Raw genomic sequence first — 18,000 nt, forward strand, 5'->3', positions numbered from 1 at the left:
GCACAAAGTATCCAAAGGCACCGCCCCGACGTTTCGCGATGTCCTTACCTCTGGTCGCTTGCCGCTGACCGCTACGTACGGTTCCCGACGCGTCCTCCGCTCGCTCGGCGTCCTGCCTCGCGTCAGCTCACGCTCCCGGCGGTAAGGCGCTCCACTTAAAAGGGCTCCAAAAGCCCCTTCCTCAACTTGCGCCTTTATCACCTCTAGCCTCCAGCTTCGACCAGCATGGATTTGCGAAAAACTACTGCTGAAGCGCCTTTATCTCGGCTCTGGTTGGCTCGGCACCATCGCCAAATCCAAACAAAAAACCCCGCCTGGGCGGGGTTTTTCAATGCACCGGGCTTAGGAGTTGGTGCCCTGCTCGGCCTTCTTGGCTGCCTTGGCTTTCTTGGCGGCCTTCTTGTGGTGATGCTTCTTCACCTTCTTGACCTGGGGCTTGTGCTTGTTGGCCTTGTTCTCGGCCTTGGTGGCAGCGGTGTGCTCGGCCTTTTTCATCTGCTGGCTGGCGGCCGGCTTGGCGGGGGTCTGGACACTGGTGTCGGCGGCCAGGGCAGCGATGCTGTTGAAGGCGAAGGCGGCAGCCAGGCCCAGGGGAAGCAGTTTCTTCATGATACAAACCTCGATTGTGGGTAGGAGCCGGGCTCCAACGGTTCCCATTCTAGGGGGTCTGGGTGCCCGCTTCCGTTAGCCCCTGGTGACGGTTTGTATCCAAATGTACAGGCAGGGCCAGGCGGAAGCGGGCCCCCTTGGGGCTTGGCAGCAGCATCACCTCGCCGCCGTGGGCCAGGGCTATGCTGCGCACTATGGCCAGGCCCAGGCCTATGCCGCCGGTGCGCCTGTCGCGGCTCTGGTCGAGGCGCACGAAGGGCTCGAAGATGCGTTCGGCCTGGTCGGCGGCGATACCGGGGCCGTCGTCGCTGACGGTCAGCAACAGCTGGCCGCCGGCCTCCTCGACGCGGACCCGCACCTCGCTGGCGCAGTGGCGCAGGGCGTTGGCCACCAGGTTGTCCATGGCCCGCTCCAGCAGCCGCAGATCTCCCTGCCAATAAAGGGGGGCGCTGGGCTCCTCGAGCAGCAGGCTGCGCTCTGGCCCCAGGGCCTGCCAGTCGGCCAGGCGTCCCCTCGCCCAGGGGCCCAGTTCATGCAGGCCCAGGTTCAGGGGCAGCTCCGGCTGGCTGAGGCGGCTGTAGCTCAGCATCTCCTCGATGAGGTGCTCCAGGGCATCGAGATCCCGGTCCAAGTCGGCCTTGGCCGGCGCCGGGGCCTCCAGCAGGGCCAGGCGGTAGCGCAGCCGCACCAGGGGGCTGCGCAGTTCATGGGCGATGGCGTCGGTGAGCTGCTTGCGGCCCTTGATGGAGGCCTGCAGCCGCTGGGCCATCTGGTCGAAGGTGGCCCCCAGCTCGGCCAGGCTGCTCTTGGCCGGCAACCGGGCCCTGGCCGAGAGATCTCCCGCCCCCAGCCGCTGCGCCGCCGTCACCAGGGCCTGCAGGCCCCGCCAGTGGGGCCGTAGCCAGAGCAGGATCGGCAGCGCCAGGGACAGCCCCAGCAGCAACAAGAGGCCGATGTTGAACCAGCGCAGCTCGTGTTGGAAGGACAGGTAAGGCACGGGGCCGACGATCAGCACCGTCTCGGTGCCGGGGATCCGCTGCCTGAAGGTGTCGTCGTCTTCCACTATGACGATATTGCCCTCGGTGAGGAAATCGAGGTCAGCCTGGCCCAAGGGCTGGCCGGCCAGGGCGGCGCTGTGCATGCTAAGCCCCAGCTGGCGGCTGAAATCCTGCATGCGTCCCGGCCACTGGGCCTGGGGCAGGGTCGAGAGCTCCTGGGAGAAGCGGTCGAGAAAATCCTGCACCAGCCCTTCGAGGTAGCGGTTGCTGGCCCGCTCGGCGGTGCCCTGGTAGAGGGCGCCGATGAGCAGCGCCGCCGCCATGAAGCCGGCCATCAGCAGCAGGTAGAACTGGATGAAGAGGCGGCGCATTCAGGCGGCCCCTCCGGTGGGCGGGGCCACGGTCAGTCCCATTCGCCGGGCACCAGCAGGTAGCCTTTCTGGCGCACCGTCTTGATGCGGGTCGGGGCCTCGGCGCTGTCCCCCAGCTTGTGGCGCAGCCGGGATACGGCCACGTCCATGCTGCGGTCGCTGCCGTCGTAGGGGCGGCCCTTGAGGCTGCGAAACAGCTGGTCGCGCCCCAGCACCTGGCCGGCATGGCTGGCCAACTCCCAGAGCAGGTCAAAGTCACTGGTGGACAGCACCACCGGCGCCCCGTCCAGCCGCACCTGGCGCGCCCCCTGGTCGATATGCAGCCGGCCCAGTTGCAGCCGCTGGTGGCTGGGGGCCGCCGCCTCGCTGGGCCTGCCCTGTTGGCGCAGCTGCACCCTGAGCCTGGCCAGCAGTACCGAGGGAGGCGTGGTCTTGAGGATATAGTCGTTGGCCCCCAGCTCCAGCCCCAGCACCTCGTTCATGTCGCTGTCGAGGGAGGTGAGCAGCACTATGGGCCCGGCAAAGCGCGGCCGCAGGGCACGGCAGACGGAGAGGCCGTCCAGCCCCGGCAACAGTATGTCCAGCAGCACCAGATCGGGCTGTTCGGCCAGGGTCCTGGCCAGGGCCTGGTCGCCCCGCGGCTCTATCAGCACCTCCATCTCGTGCTTGCCAAGCCAGCCGGCGATAAGGGCGCCTATTTCGGGATCGTCTTCGACTAACAGGATGCGATGCATGGCTACTCCCGCCACCACGGATGGCCCAGCATAACGCCGCCGCCGGCAAAGGAAATGGCCCTCTGAAAATATTTCAGGCGTGCCCCGCTCTTAGGCAGCCAGAGGCGCTAAAGAACTGGCAAAGTTAACAAAATCACCACGGGGCGCTGGACCCAGGCCCCGGCTTTTCGGACCATAGGCGGCGACGCGCGCCCAAGGCCGCGCCTTTTTTGGCCATAAGGAAGGACCCATGTCTGTCTTGCTCCGCCCCAGGTACCTCGCCGTCGCCTTAGCCGCCCTCTTTGCCGGCTGCGCCCAGACCCACAATCCCGACGCCCTCTGGCAGCTCATCAGCCAGCAGTGCGTACCGGACCAGCAGCACCACCAGCAGCCGGCCCCCTGCCAGCAGGTGGATCTGGCCAGGGGCTATGTGACCATCAAGGACAGGCACGGTGACCTGCAATACCTGCTGCTGCCCACCAACAAGATAACCGGCATGGAAAGCCCCAAACTCCTCGAGCCCACGTCGCCCCGCTTCTTCGCCCTGGCCTGGCAGCACAGGGGCCTGATGGCGGCCAAGCGCGGCAAAGCCGTGCCGGAAGAGGCCATCTCCCTCGCCATCAACTCAGAGCGCGGCCGCACCCAGAACCAGCTGCACGTCCACATCTCCTGCCTGCTGCCCGAAGTTCGTACGGCCCTGGACCGCCAGGCCCCCAGCCTGGGCCAGACCTGGCGGCAGACACGGCTGGCAGGCCACCACTACCTGCTGCGCACCCTGAGCACCGAAGAGCTGGCCGAGGAGAGCGTCTTTATCCGCCTCGCCAAGGAAGTGCCCGGCGCCCGGGAAAGCATGGGCGACTACGGCATGGCCATGGCCGCCCTGCCCTCCGGCCAACTGGTGCTGATGGCCACCAAGGCAGGGCTTTTCAGCAACGCCTCTGCCGAGGAGTTGCAGGATCATGATTGCGCGATTTTGAAATAAGGCTCGTAGCCGGGACTGCGCCTTGGAGCAGGTGAACCAGGCACTGGTTGCTCTAACTGGGCAGTTCCTAATAAATGAAGGCTATCTAAGGTCAAATAATGTGCCTGCGGCACGGCTTGTTGTTTGCCGGTTCCCGCACCGGCAGGCGGGGTACTTTTGTTTTGCCAAAAGTACCCAAAAGCATTAGCCCTGCGTTTCGCTTTATCCTCGCCTCTGGTCGCTACCAGGTCACCGGTTCATACGCGTGTCCCGACGCGTACTCACCTGCCTCGACCTTCCTGGCTCGCCTGACCTTTCGCTCTCGCCGGCTCGGCGCTGCACTTAACGGGCTGAAGAATCAGAGCGGCGAAAAAAGCCCCGCCTAGGCGGCGGCTTTTTGTTTACCAGTAGAGGGGACTCAAGGGCGCCGACGTTGGGCCAGCATGGCTTCCACTGCCTTGGACTCTTCAGGCCCGCCCCGCTGCACCAGGCGTGACACCTCGGGGTCGAAACAGAGGTCGAGGTTCTTGGTCCAGGCCTGGTAGGTCATGCGGTTGATCAGCAAGGTCAGGGGCGGACAGGGCTGGTAACCCAAGGCCTCGGCTTTGGCCTCCCAGTTATGGGAGAACCAGAAAGGACCGGCAAAGGTCAGCACCAAAGAGGCAATGGCCCCTACTGCCACCGCTTTTTGCAACTTCATGCCCTTTCTCTTGCGCGCCTTCTCGTCGAGAGGCAAAAACGCGATCACCGACAGGAAAAACAGCCCAAAGATCACGAGCCCCATTACCACCCCAGGCAGGTAGCCACTGGAACTGCTGTGGATGATGAGCCGCCTGCCGCTGGCAAACATCTCGCTGTTGTCGTCTGCGGCGTCCAGGCACAGCCAATAGGCCACCGCAGCCAGCAGCATGAAGACAGTGCCGAGGCCCAGGGCGAGGAAAAAGAGTTTCAACTTGCTCTTCATGGATCACTTTGCAGGCACCAGTCCCGAGGGGCTAGTTGACCTTTCTCTGCTCCAGCATGGCTTCCACTGCCTTGGACTCTTCAGGCCCGCCCCGCTGCACTATGTGAGATACATCGGGGTCGAAACAGAGGTCGAGGTTCTTGGTCCAGGCCTGGTAGGTCATGCGGTTGATCAGCAAGGTCAGGGGCGGACAGGGCTGGTAACCCAAGGCCTCGGCTTTGGCCTCCCAGCGGTTTGAGAGCCAAGCATGGCCTACGAAGATCAGCACTACCGCCCCTACGGCGACATAGGTCGTCACCTTCTGTACACACTCGGCGGCTTTCCTGTTGCGTCCTTTATCGGGGCGCAGTGCCAAAAGGGCAAAGGCATAAAACCCACCGATAAAGGTCCCAAGGACTGCTCCAGGGATGTACCCGCTTGAACTGCTGTGGACAATCAGCTGCCGGCCGCTGGCAAAAGCTTCCTGGCTTTCCAAATAATCTAACTGGTACATCCAAGCAGCGAGAGCTGTCAGCAACCACATGCTGGAGCCAAACAGCAGGGCGATCCGGACAGGAGATTGGGGCTTTTCCATCTTAGTCCGGCGTTGTTTCCCAAATCCGGTGAACCAATCCGCCTGACTGTGATCCGATCCCCGACGTATCGATGGGGAACAGCAGATGGGTCAGGCTAAACGCACTATCACCAATTGGGCAGACTACAACCGCGCCTTGGTTAACCGAGGCTCATTAACCTTCTGGATGGATGAAGCGGCTACCCGCCATTGGCATTGCCAACAGCATCACGGCGGTCGGGGTCGTGGTTTCGAATACAGCGACACCGCCATCGAGACAGCGCTGATGCTCAAGGGCCTGTTCGACCTGCCGCTGCGTGCCTTGGAAGGCTTTATCAACTCGCTATTCCAGTTGATGGAACTGCCGTTGACCTCGCCCAGTTACAGCTGCATCAGCAAGCGCGCCAAGACGGTCAACATCCGCTACCGCCTGCCCAGCAAGGGCCCAGTTGCCCACCTGGTTATCGACGCCACCGGGCTCAAGGTCTATGGCGAAGGCGAGTGGAAGCAACGCAAGTACGGCAAGGAGAAGCGCCGTGTCTGGCGCAAGCTACACCTGGCCGTCGATGCGCAGACCCATGAGGCTATCGCCGCCGAAGTCAGCCTGGAAAACGTCGGTGATAGCGAGGTACTGCCCGGCCTGCTCAATCCTCTGCGCCGCCGTATCGACCAAGTCAGCGCCGACGGGGCTTACGACAGCAGAGCCTGCCACCGGCTACTGCAAAGAAAAGGCGCCAAAGCCAGCATCCCGCCTCGCAAGACAGCGGGGTACTGGGAGCAAGGTCACCCAAGGAACGAGGCAGTGGCGGCGCTGAAAGCCGGGCAACTGGCCGAGTGGAAAAGGGAAAGCGGCTATCACCAACGCTCAAAAGCGGAAACGGCTATGTCGCGATACAAGCAGCTCATCAGCCCGAAGCTGAGTCTGCGCGACTACAACGGCCAAGTGGCAGAGGCTTTGGCTGGGGTGAAGGTGATGAACAAAATGCTGGGCCTCGGCATGCCTGTTCGCCAGGTCAGTTAAGGGCAGCAAGCCCTTTAGGAGCAGGCTTTCCAGGCTCTGATTTGATCAACAACGCCTCTTAGTCCCACATTGTCATCTTTTATTTCATCAACAGGTCCTTAGAAAACGCTCCATATCTGAAAGCAGGGCCGATGTGGTCATTGGCAGTCGGATGAACTTGCGCACTATGGACAAGGATCGGCTCTTTCTCGCAACACAGACCCCCTCCCGGCTCCCTGCGGCATTGGTATTGCCTTCTATCGTAGACACAAGCTTGCCATTATTGCTTTCCACAATACCGATATGGGAGAAGGTAAAAACCACAATATCTCCGGCTCTGGGAGCATAGGTCTTACTGTGAGGAGAAAAAATCAAGCAACCTTGTTGTTTCGCCCACTGCGTCAGGAAGCGGTTTACAGAGGGTTCCCTCGGCGGCACCAGCGCACTGAAATAACTCGATTTTTTGCACAACTTCTGCACACATAGCGATACAAAGGCGGCACACCAAGGGTAGCCGTCTGTCTCGCCGTTGATAGCGAGGTCATCAGCCTCGAAGATTTCTCTCATCTTTTCGCTTTTGCCGATTTTATTATTGCCAGTTTCTTTCACACCTATGTACTGCTTGGCAATGTCTACCAGTTGGACATATGGTGTGGCGATATTTCTATTATCTTTCGGCTCTGCAGAAGAGTGAGCAAGCGCTTTCCATGTGGCCGAACCAACGACACCATCCACAACAAGCTCGGCCTCTTTTTGGTACAGCTTCACGGCAACAAGGGTCTTATTACCAAAGTCACCATCGATAAAAAGTTTCGGCGACGGCTTCAAAAGACCATTTAAAAGCAGCTGAAGCTTTTTCACTTCCAGCCCTTTCATACCCTTACGTAATGTCTGATTCATAGATCGCATCTCCTTATGCTTTTTTAAAATCAATCTCGCTTGTATAAAATACCAATATCGTTTGGTATCCCCTCTGTATTAGGGTGCTCCTCCAACAATATCAGCCCATCCCTGACGGCTTTCCCAGATATCGTTTTACCCTTCAGGTAAAGGTCGCTAATACAATCTAATTGATAACGCTGACGGACTGCAACGTCCCCAGGCTCTTGAAATATCCGCTCAAGGTAGCCCTTTTCTTTATCAATATGAAGCGTGAGGACAGCTCCACCAAGTTCACTGCTGTAGCTTTCCCCTATAGGCTTGTCTGTATCGGCGATTGACGCCATATCCAACAAATCGGTGGCGGAGAGGACTTGAATAGCCGAAAATCCAGGCTCCAAGCGGCAGGATGAAGAAGGTGCGGCACTGCTGCATGCAGTCAAGCCGGCAAGGGCCATCACCCCACACCAAATATAGGCATACCTTATAAACTTAACATTCACTGTGCTTTCCTTGCTTCCAGAATGATGAAATACAAGATATCACGGCTGTCTTTTCTATCAAAGCATCCTAATCATGAACAGAAATAAACAAGAGCACAGCCACTTAGTCCAAATGCCTTATTTAGATAAAAACTAAAAGCGAGGCCCCGTTGAGTTACTATCCCATTGACTTACCAATAGAAACCACTACGTTAAGCAGCTACTCCTTGGAGCAGAAGAATGATCCTGCCTCTGACCAGGCTGGCGCTGCCAGTCACACTCTTTGTCAGCCTGAATGCCTGTGCAACAACTTTTCCACCCAGTTATATCAGCACACAGCTGGCTGATTATCGCTACCCCGATCCCTTCAGCATCCATTCCAAGGCAGACGTTGCGGCCCTTCAATCCGCAAAATGGGATTTTTCCTTCGACCTTTACCAGGATGGAAAGAAAAAAATGACGGTCGACAACTGCCAAGCGTTGATCGCAGCACTGAAGAAGGGAATGAAAGGTGAAGACGACCCAAGCAATCAGCATATCTTTGGCACCGACCTGAACTGCCGAGTCAATGAAGAATTGTTGAAGCTTGGAGAAGCACAGGGATCCTTTGTCAGGGGGCTGCCCTTGGATGAGAGCTTCGCCAGGTTGGCCCCTGCCGCCCTTGGCATGCAGATATCAAATGAGGATAAGGCCAAAGCGAAGTCCGCCAAGAGCTGGAACGCATTCAGCCAGATCAAGAAGGTCGATAAGATCAACGACCATGAGGCAGTCTTCTACGATGGCTCCGGTGGCATACAGCACCTCTCGGTACTTGCCACCGGTGACTACAACGGTGACGGCATTGAGGACCTGGTCGTCAATCTCAACAACAGTGTCGAGGGCGGTTCCTTTGATGCGAGCTATGCCTTTATTCTTACCCGGCGCAGCAAGAATGCGCCTCTTGAGTTGCTCAAAGTCTTCAAGTCTAGGGATTGGTGATCGTCTAGCAAGGCCAGCCCCCGTCCCTGAGAGGACTGGGGTTGGCCTCTTTGATATTGCCCCCCTGGGGTCTGTGTCCAAGTGAGGCCGCATGCCGCTTTAGGCCGCCTCATCTGATGCCCCTCCCCGCCTCCACTCCAGCCTCTGGCCTTCAGTGTCACTTGGGCCCAGATGCATCGCTGGCATGTCCTCCTGCGGCCACAAAGGCCATTTCCAGTTTACAGGCCGGGTCGGCCAGCTCCACCTTGACGCAGGCGCGGCTCGGCGCCGTGCCGGGTTCGAACCAGGCATCCCAGACGGCGTTCATGGCCGCCACATCGGCAAAGTCAGTGATATAGATGGTCACCGACAGCAGCCGGGTCTTGTCGCTACCGGCCTTGGCAAGGCTCGCCTCGGCCTGGGCCAGCACGGCCTTGGTCTGGCTTTCGATGTCGGTCTCTTCGCACTCCGGCACTTCGACGAAGTGGGCAATGCCGTTGTAGATAGTGATGTCGGACCAACGTTGGGAGGGGTTGATTCTTTGAATGGTCATGCTGTTTGCCGTTCTGGGATTTCCTAGCCGGCATGGTAGCGCAATAGATATGCCCTGCGGGCACGGGCTATTTGTTTGCCGGTTCCCGCACCGGCCGGCGTGATACTTTGTTTTACTCGGACCATCCATGGTCCTCACCCTTCGGGCTATCATAGCAAGCTCCGATATTCAAAACCGTTCCAGACGATTTTGTCGCACAAAGTATCCAAAGGCACCGCCCCAAACGTTACGCGGTGTCCTTACCTCTGGTCGCTTACCGCTGACCGCTGCGTACGGTTCCCGACGCGTCCTCCGCTCGCTCGACATCCCTGTCTCGCGCCAGCTCACGCTCCCGACGGTAAGGCGCTCCACTTAAAAGGGGCTCCTTGGCCTCACCTACAGGATGTGGATTCAATCTGCAGCTTCGTCCCGTAGTTGTGTAGTGGCCAAGTAAAACTGCCCAGCGTGTTTGTTCCCGAGCAAGCAGCAGCTTCGCCCAGAAGCCACCTAAGCACCTGATATTGTTGAAAACTCAAAATGGGTGTCCTCTTGAGTTCCTTGCTTGACGGGCAGAAGAAGCAACAAAAAGCCCCGCCAAGGCGGGGCTTTTTGTTTGCAGGCTGAGGGACTCAAGGGCGCCGACGTTGGGCCAGCATGGCTTCCACTGCCTTGGACTCTTCAGGCCCGCCCCGCTGCACCAGGCGTGACACCTCGGGGTCGAAACAGAGGTCGAGGTTCTTGGTCCAGGCCTGGTAGGTCATGCGGTTGATCAGCAAGGTCAGGGACGGACAGGGCTGGTAACCCAAGGCCTCGGCTTTGGCCTCCCAGCGATTTGAGAACCAGGAATGGCCTGCAAAAACCAGTATCAAGCCCGCCACTGAGACATAGGTCGTCACCTTCTGTACCCACTCGGCGGCTTTCCTGTTTCGTCCTTTGTCGGGGCGTAACGCCAAAAGGGCAAAGGCATAACAACCGAAAGTAAAAAGCACTAACAGCACCCCAGGTATATAACCGTTGGAACTGCTATGAATGATGAGTTGCCTGCCACTAGCCAAAGCTTCTTGGCTGTTTGCCCGGTCAAGGCTGTAGACCCAGTAACACAAAGCGGCCACCAGCCACATACTGAAGCCAAACAGCAGGGCGATCCGGACAGGAGATTGAGTTTTCTTCATCTTAATATCGGGTATCCCTCTATCCTCCGCAGCAAACCACGGATCTGTTCATTGGTCCATTGCTGGGCCGAGCGAACCAATACCTGGCCGGCTTCGCTGACGATGTAATAGACACCATCTAGAAGGCCGCGTTTGGTATCTCCTACTTTCTGACTAATCTGCGCTTGTGCCCTGTCCAGGGCATTGATAAGAGACTGAGTAATTTTAAAATTGGCGTCTAACTGATTAAGCAGGTAGCCAACAGCGATGCCTATGACAATACCAGCAATGAGCGGCGCTACAGCGACAGTAGCTCCCGCCAATACGGTGCTCACGGCAGCAGCTCCTACACCGGCAAAATAACCCGCAGTGCTAGCTATCGCTGCCTTGGTTACATCTGTCGCCAAGGTGCCCAGCCAGTTGCTCCAGTGGTAATTCTCTTTGAAGATCCAGTCGATGGTATTGAAAGCGATGGAGAAGACGACGGTGATCAGGACGCCGCCCTTGACGCTGGAGCGCAGGGTCTGACCGGTGATCCCCAGCTGCACCACTTTGCTGTTGCTGGCCAGGTAGCGGGTGGAAGTGAGGATCTTGCGAAGGCCGGCATAGCCTTTGAAGACCACATAGGTCTGGCCGTTGGTGGTCTTGAAGTAGTACTTGCCCAGGATGCTGCCACCCCGCCTCATGTCCATGGCCAGAGCTGCCAGCACCTTGCTGTCTGCAATGGAGGAACCATAGTCACGCGCCACTCCCAGGGAGAACTTCGTCATGTCCATGGCGGTCAGGCTCTGGAAGGCCGCCTCGATTTGCTCTTGGCTCTTGCCCTTGGCCCTCTGGATGCCGGCCCAAAGGGCCGTCAGCTCGCGGGCGTTGAAGGCGTAGATGTTGACCTGGTTCTCGGCAAAGTCTTTTTGCAACTGTTGGCGGTTCTGCAACCCGTTGGGCGCAACTGGGGTTTTGATGGCTGGCATCCTTGCCTCCATTGAAGGGAAATCACGCGACCGATCCTAATGCAGGGAGCACCGCCCCTGAAAAGGCATTGCCATTTAAGAGTGGTGCTTATATGCACTCTGCTGATCCGCGAGAATGCTTATACGGCGGCCACAAAGGCCATCTCCAGTTTCCAGGCCGGGTCGGCCAGCTCCACCTTGACGCAGGCGCGGCTCGGCGCCGTGCCGGGTTCGAACCAGGCATCCCAGACGGCGTTGAGGCCGGCCACATCGGCAAAGTCGGTGATATAGATGGTCACCGACAGCAGGCGGCTCTTGTCGCTACCGGCCTTGGCGAGGCTCGCCTCGGCCTGGGCCAGCACCGCCTTGGTCTGGCTTTCGATGTCGGTCTCTTCGCACTCCGGCACTTCGACAAAGTGGGCGATGCCGTTGTAGATAGTGATGTCGGACCAACGTTGGGAGGGGTTGATGCGCTCTATTGTCATGCCGCTGTTTCCGGTTTGGGTTTTGCTTTGGCTGGCATGGTAGCAGTTTGTCGGCTTTCAAGGATTGGCCTTCCCGCCAGGTTGCTTTAACGCTGCAAGCGCTTTTATTTGCCGGTTCCCGCACCGGCGGGCGTGATACTTTGTTTTACTCGGACCATCCATGGTCCTCACCCTTCGGGCTATCATAGCAAGCTCCGATATTCAAAACCGTTCCAGACGATTTTGTCGCACAAAGTATCCAAAGGCACCGCCCCAAACGTTACGCGGTGTCCTTACCTCTGGTCGCTTGCCGCTGACCGCTGCGTACGGTTCCCGACGCGTCCTCCGCTCGCTCGACATCCCTGTCTCGCGCCAGCTCACGCTCCCGACGGTAAGGCGCTCCACTTAAAAGGGGCTCCTTGGCCTCACCTACAGGATGTGGATTCAATCTGCAGCTTCGTCCCGTAGTTGTGTAGTGGCCAAGTAAAACTGCCCAGCGTGTTTGTTCCCGAGCAAGCAGCAGCTTCGCCCAGCAACTCCCTAAGCACCTGATATTGTTGAAAACTCAAAATGGGTGTCCTCTTGAGTTCTTGCTGTTTCCGGTTTGTTTTTTTGCTTTGTGGAGGAATGGTAGCAGTTTGTCGGCTTTCAAGGATTGGCCTTCCCGCCAGGTTGCTTTAGCGCTGCAAGCGCCTTTATTCGCCGGTTCCCGCACCGGCGGGCGTGATACTTTGTTTTCGCACAAAGTATCCAAAGGCACCGCCCCAAACGTTACGCGGTGTCCTTACCTCTGGTCGCTTGCCGCTGACCGCTGCGTACGGTTCCCGACGCGTCCTCCGCTCGCTCGACATCCCTGTCTCGCGCCAGCTCACGCTCCCGGCGGTAAGGCGCTCCACTTAAAAGGGGCTCCAGGGCCTCACCTACAGGATGTGGATGCAGGTAAGAAGATCTGCAGCTTCGTCCCATAATTGGTAAGAGGTTGATATCAAAAAAGACTCAAAGTGGGTGTCCTGTTGAGTTTGTTGAGTTTGAGGTAGGTGTCCCGTTGGGTCTCTCGAAACCACCAACCGCAATCACCTATGCAAAACGATGTGACAACTCTTGTGCACGTTTCACCGCTCCCTGGCAGTGATCACGGTATCCGCAAGGTGGAGCACAATTACGATCAGTTATTTAGCGTACCCTACGAGTTTTGCTACCATTGACTTACAAAAATCCATAAACATTTTCCAAGGATGATTCATGAAAATAAACCTAGAGCTAGCGAACTGCTATGGTATCAACCATTTAACAAAAGAAATAAATCTAACAAAATCAGATACCAACAATGGCGTCAACTCTCTTTATGCCCCTAACGGCACTCTAAAAACATCGCTAGCCAAAATATTTAAAGACATAGAAAGCGGCAATGAAAGCAAAGATCTAATATTTCCAGACCGAGCAAGCACCAGAGATATAAAAGTTAATGACTCAGATATTGAATCTAGCCAAGTCATGGTCATTGACTCATACAACGAAAGCTACAGTTCTCAGCAAATTTCAACATTACTTGTTAATGAGGAACTCAAACAGCAATACGACTTAGCTCTGAAAGAAGTTGATGATAAGCGTTCAGCATTAATAAAATCCATCTCAAAGCTCTCTGGCAAGCAAGCTAAAAACATACCTGAAATCATATGTGATGCATTCAATAGGTCAGAAAAAAACCTTCTCGATCTACTCACTGAAATATCACAGGAAGATCAGCCTGACTATACTCAATTATCTGGATTGAAATATGGCGACCTCTTCAACCAAAAAGTTATTGACTTAATATCCACAGGCAGCCTCAGCCAAGACTTAGAAGAATACGTTGACACTTACGAAAAACTTATCAGCGAATCTACAATCTTGTCGAAGACCTTTAACCATCAAAGGGCCGGTGACATATCTAAAAACTTAGGCGAATCAGGATTCTTTCAAGCTTCACACAGTGTGAACCTAACTATCAGGGGTGAAAAACAAGAAGTAGATTCAAATGAAAAGCTAAACGAGCTATTAAAAACTGAACAGGAAAAAATTATACAAAGCCCTGAGCTAAGAGAAAAATTTGGAAAGGTAGATAGCAAGCTCAAGACAAAAGACACTCAAGCTTTTAGAGACTTTATAACAGAACATCAAAATCTTCTCCCTGAGTACAAAGACATCCCGTTATTTAAGCAGAAGATAATCATTGCCTATCTGCAATCACAAAAGGCATTATGGGATGATTTGGTTGACACCTATAAGCAAAACAAAACCATTGTCGAAGAGATTACTGTCCAAGCCCGGCAACAGAAGACCACATGGGAAACGGTCGTCAATACTTTCAACAAACGTTTCAGCGTTCCATTCAAACTAAGTATCGAAAACCAAGATGAAGTTATCCTTAACAGCGCTGCACCTGCGATAAAATTTGATTTCGACGACGGTAGAGGAGAAATTAAGCAGGTAAAACAATCGAGCCTTATTGAGGCTCTAAGCCAAGGGGAAAAGCGAGCGCTTTATATACTTAACATTCTATTTGAAATAGAGATACGGAAACAGGTCACTCACCCCATTCTTCTTATCATTGATGATATAGCTGATTCTTTTGACTATAAAAATAAGTATGCAATTGTTGAATATTTGAGAGACATTTCCAAGTTCGAGAATTTCCACCTACTGCTACTTACTCACAACTTTGACTTCCACAGAATTATTAGCAGCAGGTTGGGTGCAAAAAGAAACAATCGGCTAATGGCGATAAAGTCGCCGGACAGCATAAAAATTGTAAAAGAAAAGTATCAGAACGATGTTTTCAAAGCATGGAAGCAAGAACTACATACCAATGAAAGCTATATGCTCGCTAGTATACCATTTGCCAGAAACATAGCTGACTATTGTGGCCATGACGATCATTTCAACACTCTCACATCATTGCTGCATTTAAAAGAAGACACCAGAGAAATGAAATTAATTCACTTACAGGAAGTATACCGTAATATATTCACAGATCTATCAGAGATCGTAATCCCGAATGGTGACGAACGCATTTTTGATAAAATCCTAAAATATAGCGACGAACTCACTGCTGCCAGCAATGACTCTCCCGAACTTGAATGCAAAGTCATTTTGGCCATGGCGATTAGAATTAAGGCTGAAGAATTCATGATTAACAGCATCGGCGACGATGACTTTGTTAAGTCCATAACATCCAATCAGACACGGGCACTCTTTGATCGATATGTGGAGGACCGACTAGGTGATGAAGAAACTATAAGCTTGTTGGACCAGGTAAACCTGATGACTCCAGAGAATATTCACCTCAACTCGTTCATGTACGAGCCTATCCTGGATATGTCAGCCCATCGCTTATATCGGCTGTATTCAGACATTTCAAAACTGCCAAGCTAATCGGGGCACTAAATGGGACACCCACTTTCAATTTTATTAAAAATCATGCACTTGCCAGCAATGCAACGGAGCTGCGGGGCGTTGTTGATCAAATCAGAGCCTGGAAAGCCTGCTCCTAAAGGGCTTGCTGCCCTTAACTGACCTGGCGAACAGGCATGCCGAGGCCCAGCATTTTGTTCATCACCTTCACCCCAGCCAAAGCCTCTGCCACTTGGCCGTTGTAGTCGCGCAGACTCAGCTTCGGGCTGATGAGCTGCTTGTATCGCGACATAGCCGTTTCCGCTTTTGAGCGTTGGTGATAGCCGCTTTCCCTTTTCCACTCGGCCAGTTGCCCGGCTTTCAGCGCCGCCACTGCCTCGTTCCTTGGGTGACCTTGCTCCCAGTACCCCGCTGTCTTGCGAGGCGGGATGCTGGCTTTGGCGCCTTTTCTTTGCAGTAGCCGGTGGCAGGCTCTGCTGTCGTAAGCCCCGTCGGCGCTGACTTGGTCGATACGGCGGCGCAGAGGATTGAGCAGGCCGGGCAGTACCTCGCTATCACCGACGTTTTCCAGGCTGACTTCGGCGGCGATAGCCTCATGGGTCTGCGCATCGACGGCCAGGTGTAGCTTGCGCCAGACACGGCGCTTCTCCTTGCCGTACTTGCGTTGCTTCCACTCGCCTTCGCCATAGACCTTGAGCCCGGTGGCGTCGATAACCAGGTGGGCAACTGGGCCCTTGCTGGGCAGGCGGTAGCGGATGTTGACCGTCTTGGCGCGCTTGCTGATGCAGCTGTAACTGGGCGAGGTCAACGGCAGTTCCATCAACTGGAATAGCGAGTTGATAAAGCCTTCCAAGGCACGCAGCGGCAGGTCGAACAGGCCCTTGAGCATCAGCGCTGTCTCGATGGCGGTGTCGCTGTATTCGAAACCACGACCCCGACCGCCGTGATGCTGTTGGCAATGCCAATGGCGGGTAGCCGCTTCATCCATCCAGAAGGTTAATGAGCCTCGGTTAACCAAGGCGCGGTTGTAGTCTGCCCAATTGGTGATAGTGCGTTTAGCCTGACCCATCTGCTGTTCCCCATCGATACGTCGGGGATCGGATCACAGTCAGGCGGATTGGTTCACCGGATTTGGGAAACAACGCCGAGCTGCGGCCTTTCAAACCTCTCAACTCCTGCTGGTGAGGCCGCGGAGCCCGTTAAGTGAAGCGCTGAGACGGCGGGAGTGGAAGGACAGCCGAGACAGGACGTCGAGGCAGGTGAATACGTGCCGGGAGCGCGTATGAACCGGTGGCCTGGGAACGACCAGAGGCGAAGATTAAGCGTAACGTGGGCGGTGCCTTTGGGCACTTTGTGCGAAAACAAAGTGCCTCGCCCGCCGGTGCGAGAACCGGCGTACAACGGAACTATATGGCTCAAATCAGCCTCGAAAAGAACACTAAATGGGACACCCACTTTCAATTTTATTAAAAATCATGCACTTGCCAGCGATGCAATGGAGCTGCGGCCTTTCAAACCTCTCAAGTCCTGCTGGTAAGGCCCCGGAGCCCGTTAAGTGCAGCGCTGAGCTGACGGGGTGAGCGCGTTAAGAAATCAGTCCGGCGGACTGATTTTAGCTGGCGAACGAGAGCGGCTTGTCCGCGAACTGACGTGGAAGGACAACCGAGACAGGATGGCAGGGGGCCGCCCAGGTGCAGGTGAGTACGTGCCGGGAGCACGTATGAGCCGGTGGCCTGGGAACGACCAGAGGCGAAGAATAAGCGACAAAGCTGTCTGGAACAGGTTTGAACATCGCTTGCGATGGCCCGAAGGGCGAAGACCATGGATGGTCTGAGTACGCAGGGCAATGGTTTTGCCTGGGCAGCCCCGCCGGTGCGCGAACCGGCGAATAAAGGAATTCTCCGCTTTAAAGCAGCCTCGAAAAGAACAGCAGTTTTTCCCATCTCACCCAATAAAAAACCCGCCGAAGCAGTTTTTTATCGTCCCAAGGCGTTAGCCAATAGACTTCCTGGCGTTCTGGCTCGGAGCAATATCAAGATGGCTCTTTGATCTCATGCTCCAGCTTGCTCACAAGAGTATCCATCAGCATCAGATCGTTGCTCAGTTCTACATATGCGTCAGACTCATCATCCAACGACTTCAAACGGGCTTCGTCCAGCTGCATGACCTTCTTCACGCAGAGTCTCAACATCCTCAATTCTGGCGGTGTCAGTTTCATCAGCTGGCCTTCTCGTTCGAAGCACTTAAAAAGCTTGGAATAGCTTGTGATTCTAGGGCTTTCAGCTTTTCTATGAAAGTCGTCAGCGCCATATCCATCAGGGGCCTCACAGTGAAGTGATGCTTGCCATCCCGTCCACCGTCGTCGAGCGATATATGTAGCCCTGACGGTACCTTAGTCCCCTTAGGCAGCTTCCACCAGAAGTTGCCAAAACGTGGATTGCGATAGTTAAAGAGAGACAGTCCCCCTGACCTTGCATCAACGAACTGAACTCCATTTTTGTCATAGATCCGAATATCCCAAGTCTGATCATCAGTCCTTGGCGGCATAGTCCGAATGTAGTCAAACTTGGCTTTTGATTTGGTACCAGAGCGGAATAAATCGGCAGGTAATGTTACGTAAAACTCTACTGGTGTATGCATGACGACCTCCTGTCACTCGGTTGATTATTCTCGATTAACCAACTCATAGAAGGACCCATGCCGAAACCCTAATCCCTTATCTGCCTATTACTAAATCGACAGCAGAATTATCCGAAGCTGCCTGCCCTTGGAGCCCCTTTAAGTGGAGCGCCTTACCGTCGGGAGCGTGAGCTGACGCGAGACAGGGATGTCGAGCGAGCGGAGGACGCGTCGGGAACCGTACGCAGCGGTCAGCGGCAAGCGACCAGAGGTAAGGACACCGCGTAACGTTGGGGCGGTGGTTTTGGTTACTTTTTCCGAAAAAAAAGTAACCCGGCTGCCGGGCCGGGACCCGGCGAATAAAGGAATCATCAGCTTTAAAGCAGCTTCGAAAAGAACACCGC

19 protein-coding genes are annotated in these 18,000 nt (G+C 55.4%); 5 read left to right on the top strand and 14 right to left on the bottom strand.

The features are described from left to right. Positions 1-342: 342 nt before the first annotated feature. The 3 genes from PVT67_RS13165 to rstA are packed head-to-tail and all read right to left on the bottom strand — an operon-like array spanning position 343 to position 2,712. Positions 343-609: an acid-shock protein gene (locus PVT67_RS13165; RefSeq protein ID WP_301494204.1), complete on the bottom strand. Its 267-nt coding sequence runs from the start codon at positions 607-609 to the stop codon at positions 343-345. Positions 610-658: 49 nt separating this feature from the next. Continuing rightward, complete coding sequence (gene rstB, locus PVT67_RS13170; protein WP_301494206.1) at positions 659-1,978, bottom strand: two-component system sensor histidine kinase RstB; 1,320 nt, start codon at positions 1,976-1,978, stop codon at positions 659-661. Positions 1,979-2,010: 32 nt separating this feature from the next. Further along, positions 2,011-2,712 (bottom strand): two-component system response regulator RstA, encoded by a 702-nt coding sequence (rstA, locus tag PVT67_RS13175; protein ID WP_301494208.1) that lies wholly within the window; start codon positions 2,710-2,712, stop codon positions 2,011-2,013. Positions 2,713-2,941: 229 nt separating this feature from the next. On the opposite strand from rstA, the gene PVT67_RS13180 reads away from it, so the two are divergent. Beyond that, positions 2,942-3,673 carry a CDP-diacylglycerol diphosphatase gene (locus PVT67_RS13180; RefSeq protein WP_301494210.1) on the top strand — a complete coding sequence of 244 codons (732 nt, stop codon included), beginning with the start codon at positions 2,942-2,944 and terminating at the stop codon, positions 3,671-3,673. A gap of 397 nt (positions 3,674-4,070) precedes the next feature. Here PVT67_RS13180 and PVT67_RS13185 read toward each other — a convergent pair whose 3' ends face one another. Together PVT67_RS13185 and PVT67_RS13190 are read right to left on the bottom strand one after the other, a co-directional pair. Continuing rightward, positions 4,071-4,616 carry a hypothetical protein gene (locus PVT67_RS13185; RefSeq protein ID WP_301494212.1) on the bottom strand — a complete coding sequence of 182 codons (546 nt, stop codon included), beginning with the start codon at positions 4,614-4,616 and terminating at the stop codon, positions 4,071-4,073. A gap of 31 nt (positions 4,617-4,647) precedes the next feature. Continuing rightward, positions 4,648-5,190, bottom strand: a complete 543-nt coding sequence (locus PVT67_RS13190) for a hypothetical protein (RefSeq protein ID WP_301494214.1) — start codon at positions 5,188-5,190, stop codon at positions 4,648-4,650. A gap of 85 nt (positions 5,191-5,275) precedes the next feature. On the opposite strand from PVT67_RS13190, the gene PVT67_RS13195 reads away from it, so the two are divergent. Then, entirely contained in the window at positions 5,276-6,190 is a 915-nt protein-coding gene (locus tag PVT67_RS13195) for an IS5 family transposase (protein WP_301494219.1), read from the top strand. An 87-nt stretch (positions 6,191-6,277) separates the two neighbouring features. Here the strand turns inward: PVT67_RS13195 and PVT67_RS13200 are convergent, their stop codons facing one another. Continuing rightward, a complete protein-coding gene (locus PVT67_RS13200; RefSeq protein ID WP_301494221.1) occupies positions 6,278-7,069 on the bottom strand; it encodes a peptidoglycan-binding protein in 792 nt (263 codons plus the stop codon). Positions 7,070-7,098: 29 nt separating this feature from the next. Further along, positions 7,099-7,551 (bottom strand): hypothetical protein, encoded by a 453-nt coding sequence (locus tag PVT67_RS13205; protein ID WP_301494224.1) that lies wholly within the window; start codon positions 7,549-7,551, stop codon positions 7,099-7,101. A 219-nt stretch (positions 7,552-7,770) separates the two neighbouring features. On the opposite strand from PVT67_RS13205, the gene PVT67_RS13210 reads away from it, so the two are divergent. Continuing rightward, positions 7,771-8,508 (top strand): hypothetical protein, encoded by a 738-nt coding sequence (locus PVT67_RS13210; protein ID WP_301494226.1) that lies wholly within the window; start codon positions 7,771-7,773, stop codon positions 8,506-8,508. A 157-nt stretch (positions 8,509-8,665) separates the two neighbouring features. Here PVT67_RS13210 and PVT67_RS13215 read toward each other — a convergent pair whose 3' ends face one another. The 4 genes from PVT67_RS13215 to PVT67_RS13230 all read right to left on the bottom strand — a co-directional run bounded on the left by PVT67_RS13215 (position 8,666) and on the right by PVT67_RS13230 (position 11,605). Continuing rightward, positions 8,666-9,040 (bottom strand): RidA family protein, encoded by a 375-nt coding sequence (locus tag PVT67_RS13215; protein ID WP_301494228.1) that lies wholly within the window; start codon positions 9,038-9,040, stop codon positions 8,666-8,668. A gap of 608 nt (positions 9,041-9,648) precedes the next feature. Continuing rightward, positions 9,649-10,191 (bottom strand): hypothetical protein, encoded by a 543-nt coding sequence (locus tag PVT67_RS13220; RefSeq protein WP_301494230.1) that lies wholly within the window; start codon positions 10,189-10,191, stop codon positions 9,649-9,651. After that, positions 10,188-11,141, bottom strand: a complete 954-nt coding sequence (locus PVT67_RS13225) for a hypothetical protein (RefSeq protein ID WP_301494233.1) — start codon at positions 11,139-11,141, stop codon at positions 10,188-10,190. Before PVT67_RS13225 ends, PVT67_RS13220 begins: the two co-directional genes overlap by 4 nt. 119 nt (positions 11,142-11,260) lie before the next feature. Next, positions 11,261-11,605 (bottom strand): RidA family protein, encoded by a 345-nt coding sequence (locus tag PVT67_RS13230; protein ID WP_301494235.1) that lies wholly within the window; start codon positions 11,603-11,605, stop codon positions 11,261-11,263. A gap of 1,221 nt (positions 11,606-12,826) precedes the next feature. Between PVT67_RS13230 and PVT67_RS13235 the strand changes: the two genes are divergently transcribed. Next, positions 12,827-14,998 carry an ATP-binding cassette domain-containing protein gene (locus PVT67_RS13235; protein ID WP_301494237.1) on the top strand — a complete coding sequence of 724 codons (2,172 nt, stop codon included), beginning with the start codon at positions 12,827-12,829 and terminating at the stop codon, positions 14,996-14,998. Between the two features lie 133 nt (positions 14,999-15,131). On the opposite strand, the gene PVT67_RS13240 is transcribed toward PVT67_RS13235, so the two are convergent. After that, positions 15,132-16,046 carry an IS5 family transposase gene (locus tag PVT67_RS13240; RefSeq protein WP_301494219.1) on the bottom strand — a complete coding sequence of 305 codons (915 nt, stop codon included), beginning with the start codon at positions 16,044-16,046 and terminating at the stop codon, positions 15,132-15,134. A 752-nt stretch (positions 16,047-16,798) separates the two neighbouring features. Here PVT67_RS13240 and PVT67_RS13245 point away from each other — a divergent pair. Next, a complete protein-coding gene (locus PVT67_RS13245; protein WP_301494239.1) occupies positions 16,799-17,026 on the top strand; it encodes a hypothetical protein in 228 nt (75 codons plus the stop codon). Here the strand turns inward: PVT67_RS13245 and PVT67_RS13250 are convergent. Next, the gene (locus PVT67_RS13250; RefSeq protein ID WP_301494241.1) at positions 17,010-17,141 is read right to left on the bottom strand and encodes a hypothetical protein; all 132 of its coding nucleotides are present in this window, start codon (positions 17,139-17,141) and stop codon (positions 17,010-17,012) included. The genes PVT67_RS13245 and PVT67_RS13250 overlap by 17 nt on opposite strands. A gap of 53 nt (positions 17,142-17,194) precedes the next feature. Next, positions 17,195-17,617: a Tse2 family ADP-ribosyltransferase toxin gene (locus tag PVT67_RS13255; protein ID WP_301494243.1), complete on the bottom strand. Its 423-nt coding sequence runs from the start codon at positions 17,615-17,617 to the stop codon at positions 17,195-17,197. Positions 17,618-18,000: the final 383 nt, after the last annotated feature.

The sequence above is a fragment of the Gallaecimonas kandeliae genome (assembly GCF_030450055.1).
GTDB classification, from domain to species: domain Bacteria; phylum Pseudomonadota; class Gammaproteobacteria; order Enterobacterales; family Gallaecimonadaceae; genus Gallaecimonas; species Gallaecimonas kandeliae.

Excerpts from the sequence above, each read along its gene's own strand:
- PVT67_RS13165 (WP_301494204.1), bottom strand. The coding sequence starts at position 609 with ATGAAGAAACTGCTTCCCCTGGGCCTGGCTGCCGCCTTCGCCTTCAAC.
- rstB (WP_301494206.1), bottom strand. The coding sequence starts at position 1,978 with ATGCGCCGCCTCTTCATCCAGTTCTACCTGCTGCTGATGGCCGGCTTC.
- rstA (WP_301494208.1), bottom strand. The coding sequence starts at position 2,712 with ATGCATCGCATCCTGTTAGTCGAAGACGATCCCGAAATAGGCGCCCTT.
- PVT67_RS13180 (WP_301494210.1), top strand. The coding sequence starts at position 2,942 with ATGTCTGTCTTGCTCCGCCCCAGGTACCTCGCCGTCGCCTTAGCCGCC.
- PVT67_RS13185 (WP_301494212.1), bottom strand. The coding sequence starts at position 4,616 with ATGAAGAGCAAGTTGAAACTCTTTTTCCTCGCCCTGGGCCTCGGCACT.
- PVT67_RS13190 (WP_301494214.1), bottom strand. The coding sequence starts at position 5,190 with ATGGAAAAGCCCCAATCTCCTGTCCGGATCGCCCTGCTGTTTGGCTCC.
- PVT67_RS13195 (WP_301494219.1), top strand. The coding sequence starts at position 5,276 with ATGGGTCAGGCTAAACGCACTATCACCAATTGGGCAGACTACAACCGC.
- PVT67_RS13200 (WP_301494221.1), bottom strand. The coding sequence starts at position 7,069 with ATGAATCAGACATTACGTAAGGGTATGAAAGGGCTGGAAGTGAAAAAG.
- PVT67_RS13210 (WP_301494226.1), top strand. The coding sequence starts at position 7,771 with ATGATCCTGCCTCTGACCAGGCTGGCGCTGCCAGTCACACTCTTTGTC.
- PVT67_RS13215 (WP_301494228.1), bottom strand. The coding sequence starts at position 9,040 with ATGACCATTCAAAGAATCAACCCCTCCCAACGTTGGTCCGACATCACT.
- PVT67_RS13220 (WP_301494230.1), bottom strand. The coding sequence starts at position 10,191 with ATGAAGAAAACTCAATCTCCTGTCCGGATCGCCCTGCTGTTTGGCTTC.
- PVT67_RS13225 (WP_301494233.1), bottom strand. The coding sequence starts at position 11,141 with ATGCCAGCCATCAAAACCCCAGTTGCGCCCAACGGGTTGCAGAACCGC.
- PVT67_RS13230 (WP_301494235.1), bottom strand. The coding sequence starts at position 11,605 with ATGACAATAGAGCGCATCAACCCCTCCCAACGTTGGTCCGACATCACT.
- PVT67_RS13235 (WP_301494237.1), top strand. The coding sequence starts at position 12,827 with ATGAAAATAAACCTAGAGCTAGCGAACTGCTATGGTATCAACCATTTA.
- PVT67_RS13240 (WP_301494219.1), bottom strand. The coding sequence starts at position 16,046 with ATGGGTCAGGCTAAACGCACTATCACCAATTGGGCAGACTACAACCGC.
- PVT67_RS13245 (WP_301494239.1), top strand. The coding sequence starts at position 16,799 with ATGGATGGTCTGAGTACGCAGGGCAATGGTTTTGCCTGGGCAGCCCCG.
- PVT67_RS13250 (WP_301494241.1), bottom strand. The coding sequence starts at position 17,141 with ATGCAGCTGGACGAAGCCCGTTTGAAGTCGTTGGATGATGAGTCTGAC.
- PVT67_RS13255 (WP_301494243.1), bottom strand. The coding sequence starts at position 17,617 with ATGCATACACCAGTAGAGTTTTACGTAACATTACCTGCCGATTTATTC.